19 protein-coding genes are annotated in these 20,642 nt (G+C 74.3%); 14 read left to right on the top strand and 5 right to left on the bottom strand.

The window, feature by feature from the left end:
* Positions 1-92: 92 nt before the first annotated feature.
* Positions 93-983: a dienelactone hydrolase family protein gene (locus tag FVA95_RS08840; protein ID WP_240051368.1), complete on the bottom strand. Its 891-nt coding sequence runs from the start codon at positions 981-983 to the stop codon at positions 93-95.
* Positions 984-1,100: 117 nt separating this feature from the next.
* On the opposite strand from FVA95_RS08840, the gene glmS reads away from it, so the two are divergent.
* From glmS to rimI, 8 genes are all read left to right on the top strand, one after another.
* Entirely contained in the window at positions 1,101-2,960 is a 1,860-nt protein-coding gene (glmS, locus tag FVA95_RS08845; RefSeq protein ID WP_149663770.1) for a glutamine--fructose-6-phosphate transaminase (isomerizing), read from the top strand.
* A gap of 57 nt (positions 2,961-3,017) precedes the next feature.
* Positions 3,018-4,529 carry an NAD(P)H-hydrate dehydratase gene (locus FVA95_RS08850; RefSeq protein WP_149663771.1) on the top strand — a complete coding sequence of 504 codons (1,512 nt, stop codon included), beginning with the start codon at positions 3,018-3,020 and terminating at the stop codon, positions 4,527-4,529.
* 51 nt (positions 4,530-4,580) lie between these two features.
* Positions 4,581-6,005 carry an argininosuccinate synthase gene (gene argG, locus FVA95_RS08855; protein WP_075310186.1) on the top strand — a complete coding sequence of 475 codons (1,425 nt, stop codon included), beginning with the start codon at positions 4,581-4,583 and terminating at the stop codon, positions 6,003-6,005.
* Between the two features lie 146 nt (positions 6,006-6,151).
* Positions 6,152-7,276, top strand: a complete 1,125-nt coding sequence (gene alr, locus FVA95_RS08860) for an alanine racemase (protein ID WP_240051373.1) — start codon at positions 6,152-6,154, stop codon at positions 7,274-7,276.
* Positions 7,273-8,526: an alpha/beta fold hydrolase gene (locus tag FVA95_RS08865; protein ID WP_149663773.1), complete on the top strand. Its 1,254-nt coding sequence runs from the start codon at positions 7,273-7,275 to the stop codon at positions 8,524-8,526. Before alr ends, FVA95_RS08865 begins: the two co-directional genes overlap by 4 nt.
* Positions 8,523-8,999, top strand: a complete 477-nt coding sequence (gene tsaE / locus FVA95_RS08870) for a tRNA (adenosine(37)-N6)-threonylcarbamoyltransferase complex ATPase subunit type 1 TsaE (RefSeq protein ID WP_149663774.1) — start codon at positions 8,523-8,525, stop codon at positions 8,997-8,999. Before FVA95_RS08865 ends, tsaE begins: the two co-directional genes overlap by 4 nt.
* Positions 9,000-9,009: 10 nt before the next feature.
* Complete coding sequence (gene tsaB, locus FVA95_RS08875) at positions 9,010-9,699, top strand: tRNA (adenosine(37)-N6)-threonylcarbamoyltransferase complex dimerization subunit type 1 TsaB (RefSeq protein ID WP_149663775.1); 690 nt, start codon at positions 9,010-9,012, stop codon at positions 9,697-9,699.
* Complete coding sequence (gene rimI / locus FVA95_RS08880; protein ID WP_149663776.1) at positions 9,696-10,187, top strand: ribosomal protein S18-alanine N-acetyltransferase; 492 nt, start codon at positions 9,696-9,698, stop codon at positions 10,185-10,187. Before tsaB ends, rimI begins: the two co-directional genes overlap by 4 nt.
* Here the strand turns inward: rimI and FVA95_RS08885 are convergent.
* Both FVA95_RS08885 and FVA95_RS08890 read right to left on the bottom strand, forming a co-directional pair.
* Entirely contained in the window at positions 10,166-11,077 is a 912-nt protein-coding gene (locus tag FVA95_RS08885; RefSeq protein ID WP_149663777.1) for an aldo/keto reductase, read from the bottom strand. The genes rimI and FVA95_RS08885 overlap by 22 nt on opposite strands.
* Before the next feature lie 17 nt (positions 11,078-11,094).
* A complete protein-coding gene (locus FVA95_RS08890; protein WP_240051369.1) occupies positions 11,095-12,687 on the bottom strand; it encodes an alkaline phosphatase in 1,593 nt (530 codons plus the stop codon).
* Between the two features lie 279 nt (positions 12,688-12,966).
* Between FVA95_RS08890 and groES the strand changes: the two genes are divergently transcribed.
* Together groES and groL are read left to right on the top strand one after the other, a co-directional pair.
* The gene (gene groES, locus FVA95_RS08895) at positions 12,967-13,257 is read left to right on the top strand and encodes a co-chaperone GroES (RefSeq protein WP_020623960.1); all 291 of its coding nucleotides are present in this window, start codon (positions 12,967-12,969) and stop codon (positions 13,255-13,257) included.
* Between the two features lie 120 nt (positions 13,258-13,377).
* Entirely contained in the window at positions 13,378-15,000 is a 1,623-nt protein-coding gene (gene groL, locus FVA95_RS08900; RefSeq protein ID WP_020623961.1) for a chaperonin GroEL, read from the top strand.
* Between the two features lie 130 nt (positions 15,001-15,130).
* On the opposite strand, the gene FVA95_RS08905 is transcribed toward groL, so the two are convergent.
* On the bottom strand, positions 15,131-15,472 hold the full coding sequence (locus tag FVA95_RS08905; RefSeq protein WP_149663779.1) for a WhiB family transcriptional regulator: 342 nt from the start codon (positions 15,470-15,472) through the stop codon (positions 15,131-15,133).
* A gap of 84 nt (positions 15,473-15,556) precedes the next feature.
* On the opposite strand from FVA95_RS08905, the gene FVA95_RS08910 reads away from it, so the two are divergent.
* The 4 genes from FVA95_RS08910 (at position 15,557) to FVA95_RS08925 (ending at position 20,026) form a co-directional block, all read left to right on the top strand.
* A complete protein-coding gene (locus FVA95_RS08910; protein WP_149663780.1) occupies positions 15,557-16,606 on the top strand; it encodes a hypothetical protein in 1,050 nt (349 codons plus the stop codon).
* A 202-nt stretch (positions 16,607-16,808) separates the two neighbouring features.
* Entirely contained in the window at positions 16,809-17,405 is a 597-nt protein-coding gene (locus FVA95_RS08915; protein ID WP_010225624.1) for a response regulator transcription factor, read from the top strand.
* Positions 17,406-18,270: 865 nt separating this feature from the next.
* Positions 18,271-18,846, top strand: a complete 576-nt coding sequence (locus tag FVA95_RS08920; RefSeq protein WP_060714331.1) for a sigma-70 family RNA polymerase sigma factor — start codon at positions 18,271-18,273, stop codon at positions 18,844-18,846.
* Positions 18,821-20,026, top strand: a complete 1,206-nt coding sequence (locus FVA95_RS08925) for an anti-sigma-D factor RsdA (RefSeq protein ID WP_149663781.1) — start codon at positions 18,821-18,823, stop codon at positions 20,024-20,026. Before FVA95_RS08920 ends, FVA95_RS08925 begins: the two co-directional genes overlap by 26 nt.
* A 92-nt stretch (positions 20,027-20,118) precedes the next feature.
* On the opposite strand, the gene FVA95_RS08930 is transcribed toward FVA95_RS08925, so the two are convergent.
* The gene (locus tag FVA95_RS08930) at positions 20,119-20,526 is read right to left on the bottom strand and encodes a DUF5319 domain-containing protein (RefSeq protein WP_043276535.1); all 408 of its coding nucleotides are present in this window, start codon (positions 20,524-20,526) and stop codon (positions 20,119-20,121) included.
* Between the last annotated feature and the right edge of the window lie 116 nt (positions 20,527-20,642).

A 20,642-nucleotide genomic window follows, 5' to 3' on the forward strand; every position in this document is an offset into this window, starting at 1 on the left:
CGCTGATCCGCGCCCCGCGCGCGTCCGGACGCGCGCGGGCGGCGGATCACCGCGCGGGCGGCGGATCTGTGCGGGCGCGGGGCCCGGAGAGGTCAGCCGCCGATGCCGAGGAGCCCGGACGGCTGCTGGTCCTGCTCGTCGTCGGGCTGCGGGGTGAGGTCCACCAGCGGGGCCCCGGGCACGTTCCCCGAGGTCAGGGAGGACACGCGCTTCTCGTTCTGCAGCTCCTGCATGAGGAACGCGGTCACCAGTGCCCGGGTGATCTTCCGGGTCCGGTGCTGCGGGCGGTTCTGCAGCAGGAAGCTCGTCCAGTGCCTGCCCTCGCAGAACCCGAGGTGCCCGGCCTTCTCGATCTCGCGCAGCGTCACGTCGGTGCCGGCCTCGTGCCCTGCTGCGGCGATCCGTTGCGCGTGTCCCTCCATCGGGGCGAGCGAGTCGACCGCGGCGGCGAGGTGCAGCGTCGGGACGGTCACCGTGGCGGCCGCCTCGATCGCGGACGGCTGCACCTCCGACGCGGCGAGGGTCACCAGCGCGCCGAGGCGCTCGCGCCGGGCCGCGGCGAGGACGGCCGCGCCGCCCCCGGTGCCGTGCCCGACCAGGGCGGTCTTGCGGGCGTCGACGCTGACGTGGCCGTCGCCGAGACGGACACCGACGCACACGTCCAGGACGGTGTTCAGGTCCGAGGCGAACTGGGCGATGCTCGGGACCGGGCCGCGCTGGGTGTTCGGCGCGGCGGCGACGAAACCCCAGGTCGCGAGGTGTCGCAGCAGCTCGTGGTAGCGGTGCGCGGGCTGCAGCCACGCGTGCCCGACGACCACGGCGGGCAGCTGGTAGCCCTCAGCGGGGGTGTAGACGATGCCCGGCAGGCCGATCAGCCCCAGGTCGCCGTACTTCACCGGGTTCGGCCCCGGACGCGACAGCACACCGAGGGCGTCCTTGGCCCCCTTCGTCGACGGGGGGCGGGTCACGCTGGTCCGGGCCACGGACGGCACCGTACCGGTGCAGGTGACCGCGTGCCCGCCTCGTACGGGCGTCCGGCGTGGCGCCGGTCGCACCCGTCGCCCGAAGATCGGCAACCGGGCGTCGATACGCTCAGCCTCATGTGTGGCATCGTCGGTTACGTCGGTCATCGGTCCGCACTCGGCGTCGTCCTCGGCGGCCTGCGACGACTGGAGTACCGCGGTTACGACTCCGCCGGCGTCGCGCTGCCGGACGGCGGTGAGCTGCTGATCGAGCGCAAGGCGGGCGCCCTGGCCAACCTGGAGGCACGCCTCGACGAGATCGGACGGGACCGGTTCACCGGGACCTCGGGCATCGGGCACACGCGGTGGGCGACCCACGGCCCGCCCACCGACCGCAACGCCCACCCGCACCGCAGCAGCGACGGCCGCCTCGCGGTCGTCCACAACGGCATCATCGAGAACTTCCTGGAGCTGCGGGCCGAGCTGGAGGCACAGGACATCTGGGCGGAGTCCGACACTGACACCGAGACCGCCGCGCACCTGGTCGCGCTCGCCTACGCCCACGGTGACACCGCCGGGGACCTCCCGGCCTCGGTGCGCGCCGTCGCGCGGCGGTTGGAGGGTGCGTTCACCCTCGTCGTGACCCACGCCGACGAGCCGGACCGGATCGTCACCGCCCGCCGCAACTCCCCGCTGGTGCTCGGCATCGGCGACGGCGAGACGTTCCTGGCCTCCGACGTCGCGGCGTTCATCGAGTTCACCCGATCCGCGGTCGAGCTCGGCCAGGACCAGGTCGTCACGATCACCCGGGACGGCTACGAGGTCACCGACTTCGTCGGGGAGCCCGTGGCGGTCAACCCGTTCGAGGTGACCTGGGACCTCGCGGCCGCCGAGAAGGGCGGTCACGACTACTTCATGCTCAAGGAGATCGAGGAGCAGCCGACCGCGATCGCCGACACCCTGCGCGGCCACCTGGTCGACGGGCGCATCGTGCTCGACGAGCAGCGGCTCACCGACCAGGAGCTGCGCGACGTCGACAAGGTCTTCGTCGTCGCCTGTGGCACCGCCTACCACTCCGGTCTGCTCGCGAAGTACGCGATCGAGCACTGGACCCGGATCCCGGTCGAGATCGAGCTGGCCAGCGAGTTCCGCTACCGCGACCCGGTGCTGGACCGCTCGACGCTGGTCGTCGCGATCTCCCAGTCCGGCGAGACCGCGGACACCCTGGAGGCGCTGCGCCACGCCAAGGAGCAGAAGGCCAGGGTGCTGGCCATCTGCAACACCAACGGGGCACAGATCCCGCGCGAGTCCGACGCGGTGATCTACACCCACGCGGGCCCGGAGATCGGCGTCGCCGCGACGAAGACGTTCACCGCCCAGGTCGCGGCGAACTACCTGGTCGGCCTGGCCCTGGCGCAGGCGCGCGGCACCAAGTACCCGGACGAGGTGGTCCGCGAGTTCGAGGAGCTGGAGGCCATCCCGGCGGCCGTCGCCCAGGTGCTGGAGTCCCTCGGCGAGGCCCGTGCGCTCGGGCAGGAGCTGGCGCCGTCGAAGGCGGTGCTGTTCCTGGGGCGGCACGTCGGCTACCCGGTGGCGCTGGAGGGCGCGCTCAAGCTCAAGGAGCTCGCCTACATGCACGCCGAGGCGTTCGCCGCCGGCGAGCTCAAGCACGGTCCGATCGCGCTGATCGAGGACGGGCTGCCGGTCGTCGTGGTGATGCCGTCGCCGAAGGGGCGCGCGGTGCTGCACTCCAAGCTGCTGTCCAATATCCAGGAGATCAAGGCGCGTGGGGCGCGCACCGTCGTCCTGGCCGAGACCGGCGACGAGACGGTGCGCCCGTTCGCCGACCACCTCTTCGAGCTCCCCGCGGTGCCGACGCTGCTGCAGCCGCTGGTCGCGACGATCCCGCTGCAGGTGATCGCGGCCGAGATCGCCCGCGCCCGCGGCTACGACGTCGACAAGCCCCGCAACCTGGCGAAGTCGGTCACCGTCGAGTGAGCGGGCGCTCCGCTCCACGACCGCCGAACCCGGCCGCCCGGGGTTAGCCTCGCGGCCATGCACGGGCTCCACACCGCGGACCAGGTACGGGCGGCCGAGGCGGCCATGATGCGCACCGTCGGCGACGGGGTGCTGATGCGCCGGGCCGCGGCGGGGCTCGCGCACCACGTGCGCGCGTTCCTCGGCGCGACCTACGGGCGCCGGGTGGTGCTGCTGGTCGGGGCGGGCGACAACGGCGGCGACGCGCTGTGGGCCGGCGCCGAGCTGCGCCGCCGGGGCGCGCACGTCACCGCGGTGCTGCTGGCGCCGGACCGCGCGCACCCGGCCGGGCTCGCCGCGCTGCGTGCCGCGCGCGGGCGGGTGCTGGCCCTGCACGCACCGCCGGTCTCCGATCCCGGCCCCGCTGCGGCCGGTGCCCTCGACACGGCACGGGCGCTGATCGCGGTGGCGGACGTCGTCGTCGACGGGATCGTCGGGATCTCCGGGCGCGGTGCGCTGCGCGACCCGGCCCCGGAGCTGGTCGCCGCCGCCGACGGGGCCGGTGTGCCGATCGTGGCTTGCGACCTGCCCTCGGGGGTCGACTGCGACACTGGGGCGACCGACGGGCCGCACGTCCGTGCCGCGCTGACGGTCACCTTCGGCACCCGCAAGCCGGTGCACGCCCTCGCCGCCCCGCTGTGCGGGCCGGTGCGGCTGGTGGACTTCGGGCTCGGGCCGTACCTGGAGGGCACCGAGCCGCACGCGTGGGTGCTGTCCGACGGCGACGTCGGCGCCCGCTGGCCGGTGCCCGGCCCCGACGACGACAAGTACAGCCAGGGCGTCGTCGGGATCGCCGCCGGCTCGGCCACCTACCCCGGCGCCGCCGTCCTCGCCGCGGGCGCCGCGGCCCTGGCCACCTCTGGGATGGTGCGCTTCGCCGGGTCCGCCGCCGACGAGGTCCGCAGGCACTGGCCGGAGATCGTCGCCACCGGGGACATCACCGACGCCGGACGCACCCAGGCCTGGGCGGTCGGGCCGGGGCTGGGCACCGGCGGACAGGGCCTGGCCGTGCTGGAGGAGGCACTCGGCCGGGAGGTGCCGCTCTGCCTCGACGCCGACGCGATCACCCTGCTCGCACAGCACGCGCACCTGCGGGACCGGATCCACGGCGAGCCCGTCGTGCTCACCCCGCACGCGGGGGAGTTCGCCCGGATCGCGGGCGAGGTCGGGGCCGACCGGATCGGCGCCGCCCGCCGCGCCGCCGCCGACCTCGGGGTGACGGTGCTGCTGAAGGGGAACGCGACCGTCGTCGCCGCACCGGATGGACGGGTGCTCGTCGACCCCGCCGCGGACTCCTGGGCCGCGACCGCGGGCTCCGGCGACGTGCTCACCGGCATGATCGGCGCGTTGCTCGCCGCCGGGCTCGACCCGTGGTGGGCGGCGGGCTGCGCGACGCTGGTGCACGCCCGCGCCGCGACGGCGGCCGCCCGCGAGCACGGCCTGCCGCCGGTCCCGGCTCCGGCGTCGGCGATGCAGGCGGCGATCCCGGTCGCGCTGCGGGCGGTGCGGGCAGCCGCAGCCCCGTACTGAAGCGGCACACCGGCGGACCTGCGCCGGGAGCGGGTTGTTAGCGTTCCGCGCGTGCCGAAGATCCTGACCAGCCTCCCCGTCGGCGAGCGCGTCGGCATCGCCTTCTCCGGTGGCCTCGACACCTCCGTCGCGGTCGCCTGGATGCGCGAGAACGGCGCGGTCCCCTACGCCTACACCGCCGACCTCGGACAGCCCGACGAGCCCGACCTCGTCGCCGTCCGCGAGCGCGCGCTGGAGTACGGCGCCGAGGCCGCCCGCGTCGTCGACTGCCGCCGCGCGCTGGTCGACGAGGGCATCGCCGCGATCGCCTGTGGTGCCTTCCACATCCGCGCCGGCGGGATGCCCTACTTCAACACCACCCCGATCGGCCGCGCCGTCACCGGCACGCTGCTGGTCCGCGCCATGGCCGACGACGGCGTCTCCATCTGGGGCGACGGCTCGACCTTCAAGGGCAACGACATCGAGCGGTTCTACCGCTACGGCCTGCTCGCCAACCCGGCCCTGCGGATCTACAAGCCGTGGCTGGACGAGGCGTTCGTCGACCAGCTCGGTGGCCGCGCGGAGATGAGCGCCTGGCTGGGCGAGCGCGAGCTGCCCTACCGGGACTCCGCGGAGAAGGCGTACTCGACCGACGCCAACATCTGGGGCGCCACCCACGAGGCCAAGAAGCTGGAGCACCTCGACACCTCGATCGAGATCGTCGAGCCGATCATGGGCGTGCGGTTCTGGGACCCGGCCGTCACGGTCGAGACCGAGGACGTCACCGTCGAGTGGGAGTCCGGTCGCCCGGTCGCGATCAACGGTGTCCGCTACGACGACCCGGTCGCGCTGGTCGCCGAGGCCAACCGGATCGGTGGCCGGCACGGCCTGGGCATGACCGACCAGATCGAGAACCGGATCATCGAGGCCAAGAGCCGGGGCATCTACGAGGCCCCGGCGATGGCGCTGCTGTTCGTCACCTACGAGCGCCTGGTCTCCGCGATCCACAACCACGACTCGCTGTCGGCCTACGAGGAGCAGGGGCGTCGCCTGGGCCGGCTGCTCTACGAGGGCCGCTGGCTGGAGCCGCAGTCGCTGATGCTGCGCGAGTCCCTGACCCGCTGGGTCGGCAACGCGGTCACCGGCTCGGTCACCCTGCGGCTGCGCCGCGGCAACGACTGGTCGGTGCTCGACACCCGCGGCCCCGCCCTGGCCTACGCCGAGGACCGGTTGTCGATGGAGCGGGTCGAGGACGCCCCGTTCACCCCGGGCGACCGCATCGGCCAGCTCACGCTGCGCAACCTGGACCTGGCCGACTCCCGCGCCAAGCTGGAGCAGTACTCGGCCACCGGGATGCTCGGCGGCGAGTTCGGCACCTTCGTCGGCGAGGTCGAGGCCGGGCGTGCGGCGGAGATCACCGCGACGCCGTCGGACCCGGACGCCGAGCAGGCAGAGGAGTCCCTCGACCGGGCCGCGATGGAGGCCGGGAACGACTGAGCCGGGCGCAGGACCGGGCCCCGTCGGGCCGGGATGCGATGATCGGGGCCGTGTCACCCACGACCGACCACGCTCCCGGCCCGGGACCCGGACGCACGTACGGGCCCGGCCACGGTCGCGTCCCCGGCGCGCCGGCGGCCGAGGCGGTGGTCGACCTCGACGCCGTCCGGCACAACACCCGGTACCTGTCCGGTCTCGCCTCGGGCGCCGAGACGATGGTCGTGGTCAAGGCCGACGGCTACGGCCACGGCGCTGCCGCCGTCGCCCGGGCGGCGCTCTCGGCGGGGGCGACCCGGCTCGGCGTCGCCACCCTGGACGAGGCGCTCGCGCTGCGTGCCGAGGGCGTCGACGCGCCGCTGCTGTCGTGGCTGCATCTGCCCGACGAGAACTTCGCCGCCGCCGTCGCCGCCGGGGTGGAGCTGTCGGTGTCCGGCCGTGAGCACCTCGCCGCGGTGCTGGCCGGCGCCCGCGCCGCGGGCCGCAAGGTCCGGCTGCACCTCAAGGCCGACACCGGGCTCTCGCGCAACGGCTGCCCGCCCGGCGAGTGGCCCGCCCTGCTCGACGCCGTGGTGGACGGTGTCGCCGACGGCGCCTGCGAGGTCGCGGCCGTCTGGTCGCACCTCGCCGCCGCCGACGAGCCGGGCCAGCCCGCCGTCGACAGCCAGGCCGCGCGGCTGCACGCCGCCGCCGCGCTCGCGCGGGACCGCGGGTTCGCACCGCAGCTGCACCTGTGCAACTCCGCCGGCCTGATGACCCGCCCCGACCTGCACCTCGACGTCGTCCGGCCGGGGATCGCCGTCTACGGCCTCGACCCGATCGCCGACCCCGCCGACAGCCCGCTGCGCCCGGCGATGACGCTGCGCGGCCGGGTCGCGCTCACCAAGACCGTCGAGCCGGGTGAGGGCGTGTCCTACGGCCACGAGTGGGTCGCCCGCGAGTCCCGCACGCTGGCGCTGGTGCCGTTGGGCTACGCCGACGGCGTCCCGCGCCGCCTCAACGACGGCGGTCGGATGCGCGTGCGCATCGGCGGCACCGTCCGGCCGGTCGCCGGGCGGGTCTGCATGGACCAGTTCGTCGTCGACTGCGGCCCGCCGGGGGCGCTGCCGGTCGCGATCGGCGACCCGGTCGAGCTGTTCGGCACCGGCACCGACGGCGGCCCGACCGCCCGCGAGTGGGCCGACGAGCTGGGCACCATCCACTACGAGATCGTCACGGGCGTCCGGGGGCGGGTCCGCCGCACGGTGACCGACGGGCGCGGGGGAGTCGCATGAGCCGCAGGGGATGGACCGTCGCCGGGATCGCGGGCGGTGTGGTCGGCGCGGCGGGCGCCGCGGCCGGGGTCGGCGTCGCCGCGCAGCGACGCAAGATCGCCGCCACCCGCCGCAGCCTGGCCACCGAGATGTCCGCGCACGCCGAGACGCCGCCGGGCACCGTCGGCGAGGAGATGTCGGTGATGGCCGACGACGGCATCCGCATCGCCTGCGAGGTGGTCGCGCCGGCCGACGGCTCGGAGCCCGCACTGACCGTCGTGCTCGTGCACGGGTTCGCCCTCGACCGGCGCACCTGGCAGGAGCAGCGGCCGCACCTGGCCGGGCTGACCGGCCCGTCGGTGCGGATGGTGCTCTACGACCAGCGCAGCCACGGTCGCTCCGAGCGGGCGCCCGCGGACTCCTGCACGATCGACCAGCTCGGCCGCGACCTCGACGCCGTGATCCGCTCGCTGGCCCCCGAGGGGCCACGGGTGCTGGTGTCGCACTCGATGGGCGGCATGACCGTGATGGCGCTGGCCGAGCAGCACCCGGAGCTGTTCCACGAGCGCGTCGCCGGGGTGGCGCTGGTGTCGACCTCGGCGGGGGAGATGGCGTCCTCGGGGCTGCCGGGCACGTTCCTGTCCCGGCGCAACCCGATCATCCGGACGCTCGGTGGGCTCGCCGCGTGGCAGCCCGGCCTGGTGGAGACGGGCCGGCGCGCGCTGGGCGACATCATCTGGATGTTCACCAAGCGCTTTGCCTACGGCGACCGCCAGGTCGACCCGCGGATGGTCGACCTCGTCGACACGATGATCGACTCGAACGCCGTCGGCGCGCTCACCGACTTCGTCGACACCCTCGGCACCCACGACCGGCTCGCGGCGCTGCCCGGCCTGTCCGGCTGCGAGGTGCTCGTCCTGGCGGGCGACGGCGACCGGATCATCCCGTGGCGGCACAGCGAGGTCATCGCCGAGGCGATCCCGACCGCACGGCTGGTGCGGCTGCCCGGGGTCGGGCACATGCCGATGCTGGAGCAGCCCGAGGTCGTCGACGCCGAGCTGGACGGGCTGATCGCCCGCACCACCGAGCGAACCGCGGGCGGCGGACTGCGGGCCAAGCGGCCGCCGCAGGTCACCGACGCGACCGAGGACGACCAGGCCGCGGCGGGCGGCGGTGGGCTGCAGGGACTGCTGCGCAGCGCGGGCCGGGTCCGCCGGGGCAGCCGCATCCCGGCCGGGGCCGGGCGGTCCCGGAAGAAGGACCGGCCGTGATCCCCGCTGCCGGCGCGGACGCCGTCGTCGCGGAGCTGCCGACCGTCGCCGACACCGAGTCCTTCGGCGAGACGGTCGGCCGCGAGCTGGTCGCCGGTGACGTGGTGCTCCTGGCCGGTCCGCTCGGTGCGGGCAAGACCGCCCTGGTCCGCGGCCTGGCCCGCGGGCTCGGGGTGACCGGCACGGTGGCCTCGCCGACGTTCGTGATCGCCCGTGAGCACCCGTCCGCTGGCGACGGCCCGGCGCTGGTGCACGTCGACGCCTACCGGCTGGGCGGCCCCGACGGGGACGTGGACGTGGCGGCCGAGCTGGACGACCTCGACCTCGACACCGAGCTGGACCGCGCGGTCGTCGCCGTCGAGTGGGGTGTCGGGGTCGCGGAGCGGCTCGCCGGGTCCGCGGTGACGATCGCCCTGGAGCGCCGCGACGACGACACCCGGGTCGCGACGCTGCGCCGTACCGCGCGTCCGTAGGCTCGCGGGCGTGCTGGTACTGGCCCTCGACACCGCGACGACCGTCGTCACCGCCGGTCTCGTCGACCTCCGCTCCGACGGCGCGCCGGTGACCGTCGCCGCCCGCGCGCACGACGGCCGCCGGCACGGCGAGCTGCTGATGCCCGCGGTCCGGGCGCTGTGCGCCGAGGCGGGCCGTGCGCTCACCGAGGTCGAGGCGCTGGTCGTCGGCGCCGGACCGGGCCCCTTCACCGGGCTGCGGGTCGGGATCGCCTCGGCCGCCGCGCTCGGCCACGCCCTCGACGTGCCCGTGCACGGCGTGGCCACCCACGACGCGATCGCGTCGTGGGTGCACACCGGCGGGAACCTGTTGGTGGTGACCGACGCCCGTCGCCGGGAGGTGTACTGGGCCGCCTACGACGCCTCCGACCCGGCCGACGCCCGGTCGGTGCGCCGGCTGTCCGGTCCCGCGGTCGAGGCCCCGGAGGCGCTGGCCGCGCGCCTGGACGAGCTGGCGATCGGCACCGTGATCGGGGATCCGGCGTTCGCCGATCGGCTCGGCCGCGACATCGGCGGCCCCGGCGCCCCGACCGTCGAGGGGCTGGTCGGCGTCGCCGCGGCGGACCTCCTCGCCGGCCGGACCCCCGCACCCGTCGAGCCCCTCTACCTGCGCCGCCCGGACGCCGTCGAACCGACCGGGCGCAAGCGCGTCACCGCATGAACGCCACCGTCGCGCTGGGCCCGCTGTACCGGTCCGATGCCCGGCGCTGCGCGGAGCTGGAGCAGATCCTGTTCCCGGGGGACGACCCGTGGAGCGCGCAGGCCTTCCGCGACGCCGTGACCTCCGGGCAGCTCTACCTCGCCGCCCGGGCCGGGGACGAGCTGGTCGGCTACGCCGGGCTCGCCGTCGTCGCCGGGCCGCCGATGGCCGAGGCGGAGGTGCACACCATCGGCGTCGATCCGGCCTGGCAGGGCCACGGGATCGGCCGCGCCCTGCTGAACGGGCTCCTCGCCGTCGCCGACGAGCTGGCGGCCACGGTGTTCCTGGAGGTTCGCACCGACAACGAGCCGGCCCGGGCCCTCTACGAGAGCGCCGGGTTCACCGTCGTCGGGGTGCGCAAGCGCTACTACCGGCCGTCGATGGCCGACGCCTACACGATGCGCCGTGACCGCGTGCGCACGCCCGCTCAGGACGTCGCGGACAGGTAGGACAGCAGGCGCAGCTCGTCGTCGGTCAGCTCCAGGGTGAGCATCGGCAGCAGCTGCTCCAGCTGCTCGGGATTCCGCGCGCTCGCGATCGGTGCGGTCACCGCGGGCTGTGCGGCCAGCCAGGTCAGCGCGATCGCCGGGACCGGCACACCGTAGCCGGCGGAGATCTCGTCGAGCCCGGCCAGCACGGCGCGGCCGCGGGAGTCCAGGTACGCCGCCGCGCCCTCGGCCCGCGGGCCCTCCGGTGCGGGGGAGTCCGGCCGGTACTTGCCGGTGAGAAAGCCCTTGGCCAGCCCGAAGTAGGGGTGGACGGCCAGCTTCTCCGACTCGGCGAGCGGGGCCAGGCCCGCCTCGAAGTCGTCGCGCTCCATGAGGTTGTAGTGCGGCTGGATGGCGCTGAACGCGGTCAGCCCGTCGCGCGCGGAGATCTCCAGCGCCGACCGCAGCCGCTCCGGGCTGAAGTTCGACGCACCGGTCTCGCGGACCAGCCCCTCGCGGACCAGTGCGTCGAACGCGTCGAGGGTCTCCTCCTGCGCGGTCGCCTCGTCGTCGCGGTGGGCGTAGTACAGGTCGATCCGGTCGGTGCCCAGGCGGCGCAGCGAGTCCCGCGCCGCCGCCGCGATGTTCTCCGCCGACAGACCCTCGCGGCCGGGCAGCGCGCCGACCTTCGTCGCGAGGTGCAGTGCGTCGCGGTTGCCGCGTGCCGCCATCCACTCGCCGAGGATCGTCTCGGACTCGCCGCCGGAGTTCCCCGGTGCGCGCCACATGTAGGAGTCCGCGGTGTCGATCATCCGTCCGCCGGCGGCGACGAAGGCGTCGAGGACGGCGAAGGAGGTCTCCCTGTCCGCCGTCCAGCCGAACACGTTCGCGCCGAGAACCAGGTCAGCCACGTCGCCGAACCTACTCCTCAGACGGGCCGCAGGCCGGGCCGCCGGTCCTCGGTCACGAACCGTCCGCGCGTCTGCACCGGGGCGCCCGGCTGCTTCACGAACGGCACCACCTTGAACTCGGCCTCCATCCGGTCCGCGGTGAACCGGGTGCTGACGTAGCCGCGGCGGTTGTTGTGGAACCGGATGTGCGGGTTCTCGGCGAGGACGGTGTCGGAACCGTTCTGCTTCTCCGAGCCGTCACCGCCCGAGGTGATCGAGCTGGACACCAGCTCGGTGCCGACCACCGGCGAGGCGGGGTCGTCGAAGCGGCTCTTGACGTCGGCGCCCCAGTGCGCGTGCACGTCACCGGTGAGCACCACGAGGTTGCGGGCCCGGCCGCGTTGCGTGGCCGCGACCCAGGAGTCGACGACGCGGTCACGCGAGCCGGGGTAGCCGTCCCACGCGTCCGGGTTGAAGCCGCGCCCGGCGCCCGGGGTGTAGTCGACCTGGGAGAAGAACACCTGCTGGCCGAGCACGTCCCAGCGGGCGCGGGAGCGGGCGAAGCCGTCGGCGATCCAGCGCTCCTGCGCCGAGCCGGGCAGCGAGCGGGCGGGGTCGGTCCGCTCCGCGCAGTCGCTGCGGAACTCGTCACCGCAGGGCTGGTCGCCGCGGTACTGACGGGTGTCGAGCATGTGGAAGGTGACCAGCCCGCCGTAGCCGACGCGCCGGTACAGCCGCATGGCCGCGCCGCGGGGGCGCTGGGCGGCGCGCAGCGGCATGTTCTCCCAGTACGCGCGGAACGCGGCGGCCTTGCGGGCGGTGAAGTCGCCGGGCGGGTCGATCGGCAGCTCCCGGACGTCGCCGGCCCAGTTGTTCTCGACCTCGTGGTCGTCGAACACGACCAGCCAGGGCGCGGCCGCGTGCGCGGCCTGCAGGTCGGCGTCGGCGTGGTACTGGGCCAGGCGCTGCCGGTAGCCGGCCAGCGTCGTCGTCTCCGGGCCGGCGTGGTCGCGCACGTTCCCGCCGGGCGCGACGTAGTACTTCGCCGGGTACTCGTAGATGTAGTCGCCCAGGTGCAGCAGGACGTCCGGGCGCTCCTCGGCCATCCGCCGGTACGCGGTGAACCAGCCGTGCTCGAACTGGGAGCAGGAGGTGAAGGCCATGTGCACCGGCGTCATCGAGGCGGGCGGGGGCGCGGTGCGCGTGCGGCCCGCGTCGGAGACGGTGCGGCCCACGCGGAAGCGGTAGTGGTAGTCGCGGCCCGGTCGCAGACCCGGCACCTCGACGTGCACGCTGTGGCCCGCCTCCGGTCCGGTGCGGACCCGGCCGCGACGCACGACGCGGGTGAAGCGCTCGTCGTCGGCGATCTCCCACTCGACGTCGGTGGCGCGGTTCCCGACACCGCCCAGGCCGTCGTCGGCGAGGGGATCGGTGGCGAGCCGGGTCCACAGCACGACCGAGGTCGCGTCGGGTTCCCCGGAGGCGACGCCGAGGCCGAACGGGTCGCCGGGCGGCCGGGCCGGGGCCGGCCCGGGCGCCGCGGCGGCGGCGCCGGGCAGCAGGGGTGCGGCGGCGGTGACGGCGGCGGCGGTGAGTCCGGCGCGCAGCAGCGAACGGCGGGAGGTGACCACGATGTGCAGTGCAACGTTCCCGATCGAGTGACACCCGGCGGCCCGGCGACGAGGAGGTGAACAACGGGCGACGACCGGGAACTCCGGACACTCCCGAACGGTGCGGTTGAGCCCCCGCTCGGTTTCTGGCACTCTCATGGATAGAGTGCCAATGCGCGCGGCGGACGACCTCCGCCCCGACACCCGCGACGGCGGGGCGGGAGTCGTCACGTGCGCGCTGCTGACACCGCTAGAGAACCCGTGACACCGGATTCACCCCAGGAAGGGGAGGTCATCGTCGTGGCGAACATCAAGCCGCTCGAGGACAAGCTCGTCGTCCAGGCCAGCGAGGCGGAGACCACCACCGCCTCCGGCATCGTCATCCCGGACACCGCCAAGGAGAAGCCCCAGGAGGGCAAGGTCCTGGCCGTCGGCCCGGGCCGGGTGGACGACAACGGCAACCGCGTCCCGCTCGACGTGGCCGTCGGCGACGTCGTCATCTACTCGAAGTACGGCGGCACCGAGGTCAAGTACAACGGCGAGGAGTACCTGATCCTCTCCGCGCGCGACGTGCTGGCCGTCGTCAACTGACGCGAGCCATCGCCTGACGTACCGCCCCGGGTGGTCCACCCCACGGTGGTCCGCACCGGGGCGGTCGCGTTTCTCCCCCGAGAACCAGAGCGAAACTCCGAGAGGTAGCGAGAACAAGACATGGCGAAGCAGATCAGCTTCGACGAGGACACCCGTCGCGCGCTCGAGCGTGGCGTGAACCAGCTCGCCGATGCCGTCAAGGTGACGCTCGGCCCGCGTGGCCGCCACGTCGTCATCGACAAGAAGTTCGGCGGTCCGACCGTCACCAACGACGGCGTGACCATCGCCCGTGAGGTCGACCTCGAGGACCCGTTCGAGAACCTCGGCGCCCAGCTGGCGAAGACCGTCGCGACCAAGACCAACGACGTCGCCGGTGACGGCACCACCACCGCCACCGTGCTGGCCCAGGCCCTGGTGAAGGAGGGCCTGCGCAACGTGGCCGCCGGTGCCGCGCCGTTCGCCCTCGGCCAGGGCATCGCCGCCGCGTCGGCGAAGGTCTCCGAGGTGCTGCTGTCCAAGGCCACCCCGGTCGACGCCAAGAGCCACATCGCGCAGGTCGGCGCCATCGCCTCGCGCGAGCAGGAGATCGGCGACCTGATCGCCCAGGCGATCAACACCGTCGGCAAGGACGGCGTGATCACCGTCGAGGAGGGCTCCACGCTCTCCACCGAGCTGGAGATCACCGAGGGCCTGCAGTTCGACAAGGGCTACCTGTCGCCGTACTTCGTCACCGACTCCGAGTCCATGGAGGCGGCGCTCGACGACCCGTACATCCTGCTGCACCGCGACAAGATCAGCTCCATCCAGGACCTGCTCCCGCTGCTGGAGAAGGTGCTCGGCGAGGGCAAGCCGCTGCTGATCATCGCCGAGGACGTCGAGGGCGAGGCCCTGTCCACGCTGGTCGTCAACTCGATCCGCAAGACCGTCAAGGTCGCCGCGGTCAAGTCGCCGTTCTTCGGTGACCGCCGCAAGGCGTTCATGGACGACCTCGCGGTCGCCACCGGCGGTCAGGTCATCAACCCCGAGGTCGGCCTGAAGCTGAACGAGGCCGGGCTCGAGCTGCTGGGCCGCGCCCGCCGCGTCGTCGTCACCAAGGACGCCACCACGATCGTCGAGGGCGCCGGCGCCAAGGCCGACGTCGAGGGCCGTGTCGCGCAGCTCAAGCGCGAGATCGAGGAGTCCGACTCCGACTGGGACAAGGAGAAGCTCCAGGAGCGCCTGGCCAAGCTCTCCGGCGGCGTCGCGGTCATCAAGGCCGGTGCCGCCACCGAGACCGCGCTCAAGGAGCGCAAGCACCGCATCGAGGACGCCGTCGCGGCGACCCGTGCGGCGGTCGAGGAGGGCATCGTGCCCGGCGGCGGTTCGGCGCTGGTGCACGCCGCGGCCGAGCTCGACGGCGGCCTGGGCCTGACCGGGGACGCCGCGACCGGTGTCGCGATCGTCCGCAAGGCCCTGTCGGCCCCGCTGTTCTGGATCGCCGAGAACGGTGGCGACGAGGGCGCGATCGTGGTGTCGAAGGTGGCCGAGGGCGGCTGGGGGACCGGGTACAACTCGGCGTCCCGCACCTTCGGGGACCTGCTCGCCGACGGCGTCATCGACCCGGTCAAGGTGACCCGGTCGGCCGTGGAGAACGCCGCGTCCATCGCGCGCATGGTGCTGACCACCGAGAGCGCCGTGGTGGACAAGCCGGAGGAGGCCGACCCGGCCCCGGCCGGTGGCCACGGGCACGGTCACGGTCACTGAGCCCTGGCTCAGTTCCACCCCGAGCACGACGACGGCGGGCGACCCGAGGGTCGCCCGCCGTCGTGCGTTGCGGGGCAGGAAGTGGATGTGCCGTCCGTCGGGAGATGGGAGCCCCCGTCGGTCGGGGCTCTCAGGCGGTGTGGACGGGAACGTCCACCGGCTGGACGGTCGCCTCGGCGGCGACCTTGAGCGTGCGGCGCGGACCGCGGATGATCGCGTCCCGCTCGGACTCCGACAGGCCGCCCCAGATGCCGTAGGGCTCGTGCACCTTGAGTGCGTGCTCGCGGCACTGCTGCACCACGGGGCACTCGGAGCAGACCTGCTTCGCTCGGGTCTCACGACGGGCCCTGGCGGGACCGCGCTCACCCTCGGGATGGAAGAAGAACGCGCTGTCCATCCCCCGGCAGGCTCCCTCCATCTGCCAGTCGTAGATGTCGGCGACCGGGCCGGGAAGCCTCCGGATGTCCGCCATGTTCGTCACCTGCCTTCGCTATCGAACCTGACGACGCTCAGATTCCCTGGCCACGGCGGCCGCAAACCTGATTCGAGGTGAACGATGGTGCACGTCCGACAGGGTGGTGCAGGCCGAGCGCCGACGGCCGGGATCCGGGCCCTGCTCACCGGGGCGGCGACGGACCGGGAGGTGGCCTGGGCGGCGCGCCCGGACGGGGCACCGGAGCTGCGGTGGGCGGCCGCGGTCGCCCGGGGCGGCTCCGGGCACTACGCGGCCGCGGCCGCGCTGCTCGACGGGGTGCGCCGTGACCCGGCGGCCGGAGTGGTGCTGCGGGCACACGCGACCGTCACCCGGGCCTCCCACCTGCGGCAGCTCGGCGGGCACCGCGCCGCGGCCGCGCTCGACGGCGCCGCGCTGCGACTGGTGCTGCCGGACGCGGGGGTTCCGCGCGACCCCGGGCCGTGGGGCCTCGACCGCGCCGCGGCCGTCGCCGACGCGCTGACCGGTCTCGCCGCCGACGCGCTCGGCCGTCTCGACGTCGCGACCGCCGCCGCGCTGCTGCGCCGGGCCGGACCGTGGTGCGGCCCGCGGGGTCACCGCACCCGGGTCCGGTACGGATGGGTGCGGGCGGAGACCGCGCTGGTCGCGGGGGACCCGGCCGCGGCGCTCGGCGCCGCCGAGGAGGCACTGGCCGGGGCGCTGGCGCTCGGGTCCGCACGGCACGTGCTCAAGAGCCGTCTGGTCCGGGCGGTGGCCGCCGGGGTGGCGGGGCGGGACCGGGCGGGCGTCGTCGCGGCGCTGGACGCGGTGGCCGCGGACGCGCTCGCACACGGGCTGCTCCCGCTGCACCGCCCCGCGCTGCTCGCCCGGGCCGACCTCGCCGGGCCAGGGCCGGACGGGGCATCGGAGCCGGCCGGGGATGGCCCGGATGCCGTACCCGTCGGGCCGCACCGCGGGCGGGAGGGGGCCGATCGGGCGACGCCGGACGCCGGTTCCGGACCGGTCGCCGCAGCGCGACACGCCGGAGCGTCACCAGTCGATACGCGCAGTCGCCGAGCGGATGCGGAGGGTCGCCGACATGCGGTGTTGCACACGGTGAGCGTCCTCTATACGCGAAGTGACCGTAGCGGTCGGGACCTGCTGCGGGAGTAGTGCCCGAACTCCGGCCCGGACGATGTACCGTATGGACTACTCCATTCGGCGATGCTTCACCCACATGACGCTGAGGCACGTGGATCAGCGCGCCGAACGGAGGGCACAAAATCGCCCCGACCGTGTCAAGGTGAGAGTGTCACCCGCCGATTCGGAGGGTGAAGAATCACCCGGCTGCAGGAAGCTGCAGGAAGGAATCGTCGTGACGACGGTACTCATCTGCGACGATCGTCGCAGCGTCCGCGAGGGACTGACTCGCGTCATGTCCGCGGTCCCGGGGGTCCAACGCATCGACTGCGTCGCCCACGGGGACGAACTCCTCGCCCGCTACGCCCGCCAGTCCGTCGACGTCGTCCTGGTCGGGACGCAGCGTGCTGTGCCCACCGGGGTGGAGGCCACCCGCCGGCTGGTGGCCGCCCACCCGCAGGCCAACGTCATCGTCTTCGGAGCCCCGGACGACGCCGGCAGCATCGCCGCCGCCATCGCCGGTGGGGCGCGCGGTTACCTGCGCTGGGACGCTTCGCGTCCCGAGCTGGTCGCCGCGCTGGCACACACCCTGGCCAGCACCTCGGTGCCGACCCCGCGCGTCCCCACCGACCCGGGGGTCCAGCTCACCGAGCGCGAGCTCCAGGTGCTGCGCGGGATGAGCCAGGGCAAGAGCAACGGTCAGATCGGCCGCGAGCTCTACCTGTCCGAGGACACCGTGAAGACCCACGCACGCCGGCTGTTCCGCAAGCTCGGCGTCCGTGACCGCGCGCAGGCCGTGGCCCACGGCTTCCGCCGCGGCCTGGTGTCCTGACCGGGTCCCCACCCGGAACGGCACGACCCCGCACCGCCGAGCGACCGACCCCGAACCGGCCGCTCCACCCCACCCGCGCGCGGGTGGGCATCGTGAGCCGGACCGACCCCCGCGGTCCGGCTCCACGCCCCGGCCCCCCGTGTCCGGGCCCCACGCACACGGGCCGCTGCCGACCTCGCGGCCCGCACCCGGGACATCGCGCCCGGGTCGTCCGCACCGACCGGCTCCGGCCGGTCCGCCGCCCCGCCGACGGGACGCCGGTCGTGCTCCCCGCGACCGGACCCCGCCGGGGCGCACGACCGGGACGCCCGCCGGCACCTGACCCGGCCCACGCCGGCGCGTGACGGTCCCCGCCTGGCACGCGGGCGGCCCCGGCCGAGGTCGACGACGGACCCGCCGGACGTCGTAACGGCGGCCTCCGATCGGCCCCCGTTCGGCGAGCGGTCGACGGGACGCCGGGAACTGTCACCCGGTGTCCCCCGCGTCCCTGGGGCCACACGCGTCACCGCAGTCCCGCGACCTCGACGACGACCGTCCGGATCCCGCGCCGAACCGGATGCGACCCGCGCCCGGCGGTCCACCGCCGGTGATCGGGTGCGGACGATCTTCACTGCGTCCGGTGACCGCATCCTGCGGTGGGTGACGAACCGCTTGCCGACCGTGGTTGCCCCGTGGACGTGTTGCGGAGGGGCCCCGCGCAACCCGGAACTGTGCACGATCGTCTGATCTGGCATGGAGCGACTCCCGTCGGCGAGTCCCGCTCGGATACGGTGGATCCGAGCCGATCTCACCTGCGCGAACGCGGGTTGCTTCCACGATCGGATGACGCTGCTGGATGCTCGTAACGCCTGGGCGGTTCCCCACGATGAGTGAATCAAGAGACGTTCCCGACGAGTGGATTGAAGCCGCCATGGCCGGCGACCGGTCCGCGGTCGAGCGCGTTCTCGCCATGATTCGGCCCCTCGTCGTGCGCTACTGCCGCGCCCGACTCGGGACCGACCGAGGGTCCGTCTCGGCGGACGACGTCGCCCAGGAGGTCTGCGTGGCCGTGCTCACGGCGTTGCCGGGGTACCGGGTGCAAGGGCGCCCGTTCCTCGCCTTCGTCTACGGCATCGCGTCCCACAAGGTCATCGACGCGCACCGGGCTGCGTCCCGGAACCGCTCCGAACCGATGGCCGACGTGCCGGACCGCATGGAGTCCTCCGACGGCCCCGAGTCCCGGGCCCTGCAGGTGGAACTGTCGCAGGAGATGTCCAAGCTCCTGGAGATCCTTCCGGAGAAGCATCGGGAGATCATCGTGTTGCGCGTGGTCGTGGGACTGTCCGCGGAGGAGACCGCGGCGGCTGTCGGCTCCACTCCGGGTGCCGTCCGCGTCGCCCAGCACCGGGCGCTGGCCCGGCTGAGGAAGATGATGAGTGAGCAGGTGGTCCGGGATGCGTGACCAGGGTCCGCACGGTCCGGGCTTCCCCCCACCCGGTGAGGGCTGGGAGCGTCCGCCCGCGCCGGTGACGCGTGGCCGTTTCGGCGAGCCCCGCCCGCCCCGCACCAACGGCCACTCCCACCCGATCGGTCACCGGGGTCACCCGCTGCCGTTCGACGCGCACACCGTCCCGCAGCCGGTCGTGCGGCGGCGCGCCGCCCGCGGCGACGACTGGGATGCCTTCGACGACATCGAGGACGAGGGCCCGGTCGACCTCGTCGAGCTCCAGGCCGACGACGAGCTGATCAACGCCCTGTCCTCCGGGCTCGGCGTGTCCGGGCCCGGCCGGCGCGGCTACGACGTCGACGACCACCTGGCCGCGATGCTCTCGTCGTGGAAGGACGGGGTCGACCGGGACCCGATCCCGCAGCTCGTCGACACCGACGAGGCCGTGCAGATCCTGCAGCCGGCGAAGCCGTCGCGGAAGGTCTCCTTCCTGCGCCCGCTCGTCGCCGCTGCGGCGGTCGCGGCCTGTGCGCTGGCCGTCGTGTCGATCAGCGCGCACGAGGCCCAGCCGGGCGACGCCCTGTGGGGGGTCTCCCGGGTGCTCTACAGCGAGCGCGCCGAGCAGGTGCAGGCGGCGGCCACGCTGCGCGAGGGCATCGAGCGGGTCAACGCCAAGCTCGCCGCCGGGGACACCGTCGGTGCGCAGCAGGAGCTCGCCGCGCTCGGCCCGCTGGTCGACCGCACCGCACCGGACGTGCGCGACGACTTCGAGCAGCAGAACCGCTTCCTGAGCCAGAAGGTCGCCGAGACCCCGCCGGGCACACCGACCGACCCGCGGTCGCCGTTGCGCGACGGGACCCCTGCCCCGCCGCCTCCGGTCACCGAGGGCGACGAGGACACTCCGACGCCGTCGCCGCCGCCGTCGGAGGGGACGACCACCCCGGGTGGTCCGACCTCGCCGGAGGGCACCACCGACCCGTCGGTGCTGGGCGGGCCGGGGGAGACGGCACCCACCCCGGCGCCGTCGTCGTCGGAGACCTCGCCGACGACGGAGGGCCAGGCGGACCCGACGACTCCGACGACCTCGCCCACGACCCGGCCCACCGCGGCCGGGGAGGGGCAGAGCGACCCGGCGGACGACACCACCCCGCCGTCGTCGACGACGACCGGCGCGGTGAGCCGCAGGCCGAACTGACGCCGAACCGACGCGGAACGGCACCGAGCACGGCGAAGGGCCCCGGAGGATCTCCTCCGGGGCCCTTCGTGCTGGTGGGGGGCGCGCCGGGCTCAGTCGGCGAGGGTCGCGTCGGCGTACCCGCGGCAGTACTCCCACGTGACGTAGTGCGCCGGGTCCGGGTCGTAGGCCGGCTCGTGCGGCCGCATCCGGCCCTCGTCGAGGAGCTGCTGCAGGCTCGCGCGCAGCAGGTTCCACTCGTGGAAGTGCTGCTCGCCGCAGTCCGCGCAGTCGACGACGATCCCGCGGACGCCGCGGCCCGCCAGCAGTGCCTGGTAGACGGCCAGGTCTGCCAGGTCGGCGAGGATCTCGCCGCGGTCGGTCTCGTTCAACGGGGGTACCTCCGGGTCACCGGAACCCGGCCACGCGCCGTCACCACGGTCGTCGTAGGCCTGCATCGACAGCGCAGGATCATCCGGGTCTCCGGCGAATGGGTCCGGTGGCAGCGCCTCTGGTGACACGGTGTACACGGTACCGGTGCGGGGGGTCGGGGCCCGGCCCACCCCGGGGTGGTGGACGTACGATGGCGGCCTGCGGCGGGAGCCCGCCGTCAGCGTCGACCGCACCGCCTCGACAA

Origin of the sequence: Pseudonocardia sp. EV170527-09, from assembly GCF_008369905.1 — a bacterium.
Taxonomy (GTDB): Bacteria; Actinomycetota; Actinomycetes; order Mycobacteriales; family Pseudonocardiaceae; genus Pseudonocardia.

What these genes read in the sequence shown, in the direction of transcription:
- FVA95_RS08920 (WP_060714331.1), top strand. Translation starts at nt 18,271, where the DNA reads ATGAGTGAATCAAGAGACGTTCCCGACGAGTGGATTGAAGCCGCCATG.
- glmS (WP_149663770.1), top strand. Translation starts at nt 1,101, where the DNA reads ATGTGTGGCATCGTCGGTTACGTCGGTCATCGGTCCGCACTCGGCGTC.
- FVA95_RS08905 (WP_149663779.1), bottom strand. Translation starts at nt 15,472, where the DNA reads ATGGCGGACATCCGGAGGCTTCCCGGCCCGGTCGCCGACATCTACGAC.
- groL (WP_020623961.1), top strand. Translation starts at nt 13,378, where the DNA reads ATGGCGAAGCAGATCAGCTTCGACGAGGACACCCGTCGCGCGCTCGAG.
- FVA95_RS08865 (WP_149663773.1), top strand. Translation starts at nt 7,273, where the DNA reads ATGAGCCGCAGGGGATGGACCGTCGCCGGGATCGCGGGCGGTGTGGTC.
- FVA95_RS08850 (WP_149663771.1), top strand. Translation starts at nt 3,018, where the DNA reads ATGCACGGGCTCCACACCGCGGACCAGGTACGGGCGGCCGAGGCGGCC.
- FVA95_RS08910 (WP_149663780.1), top strand. Translation starts at nt 15,557, where the DNA reads ATGGTGCACGTCCGACAGGGTGGTGCAGGCCGAGCGCCGACGGCCGGG.
- rimI (WP_149663776.1), top strand. Translation starts at nt 9,696, where the DNA reads ATGAACGCCACCGTCGCGCTGGGCCCGCTGTACCGGTCCGATGCCCGG.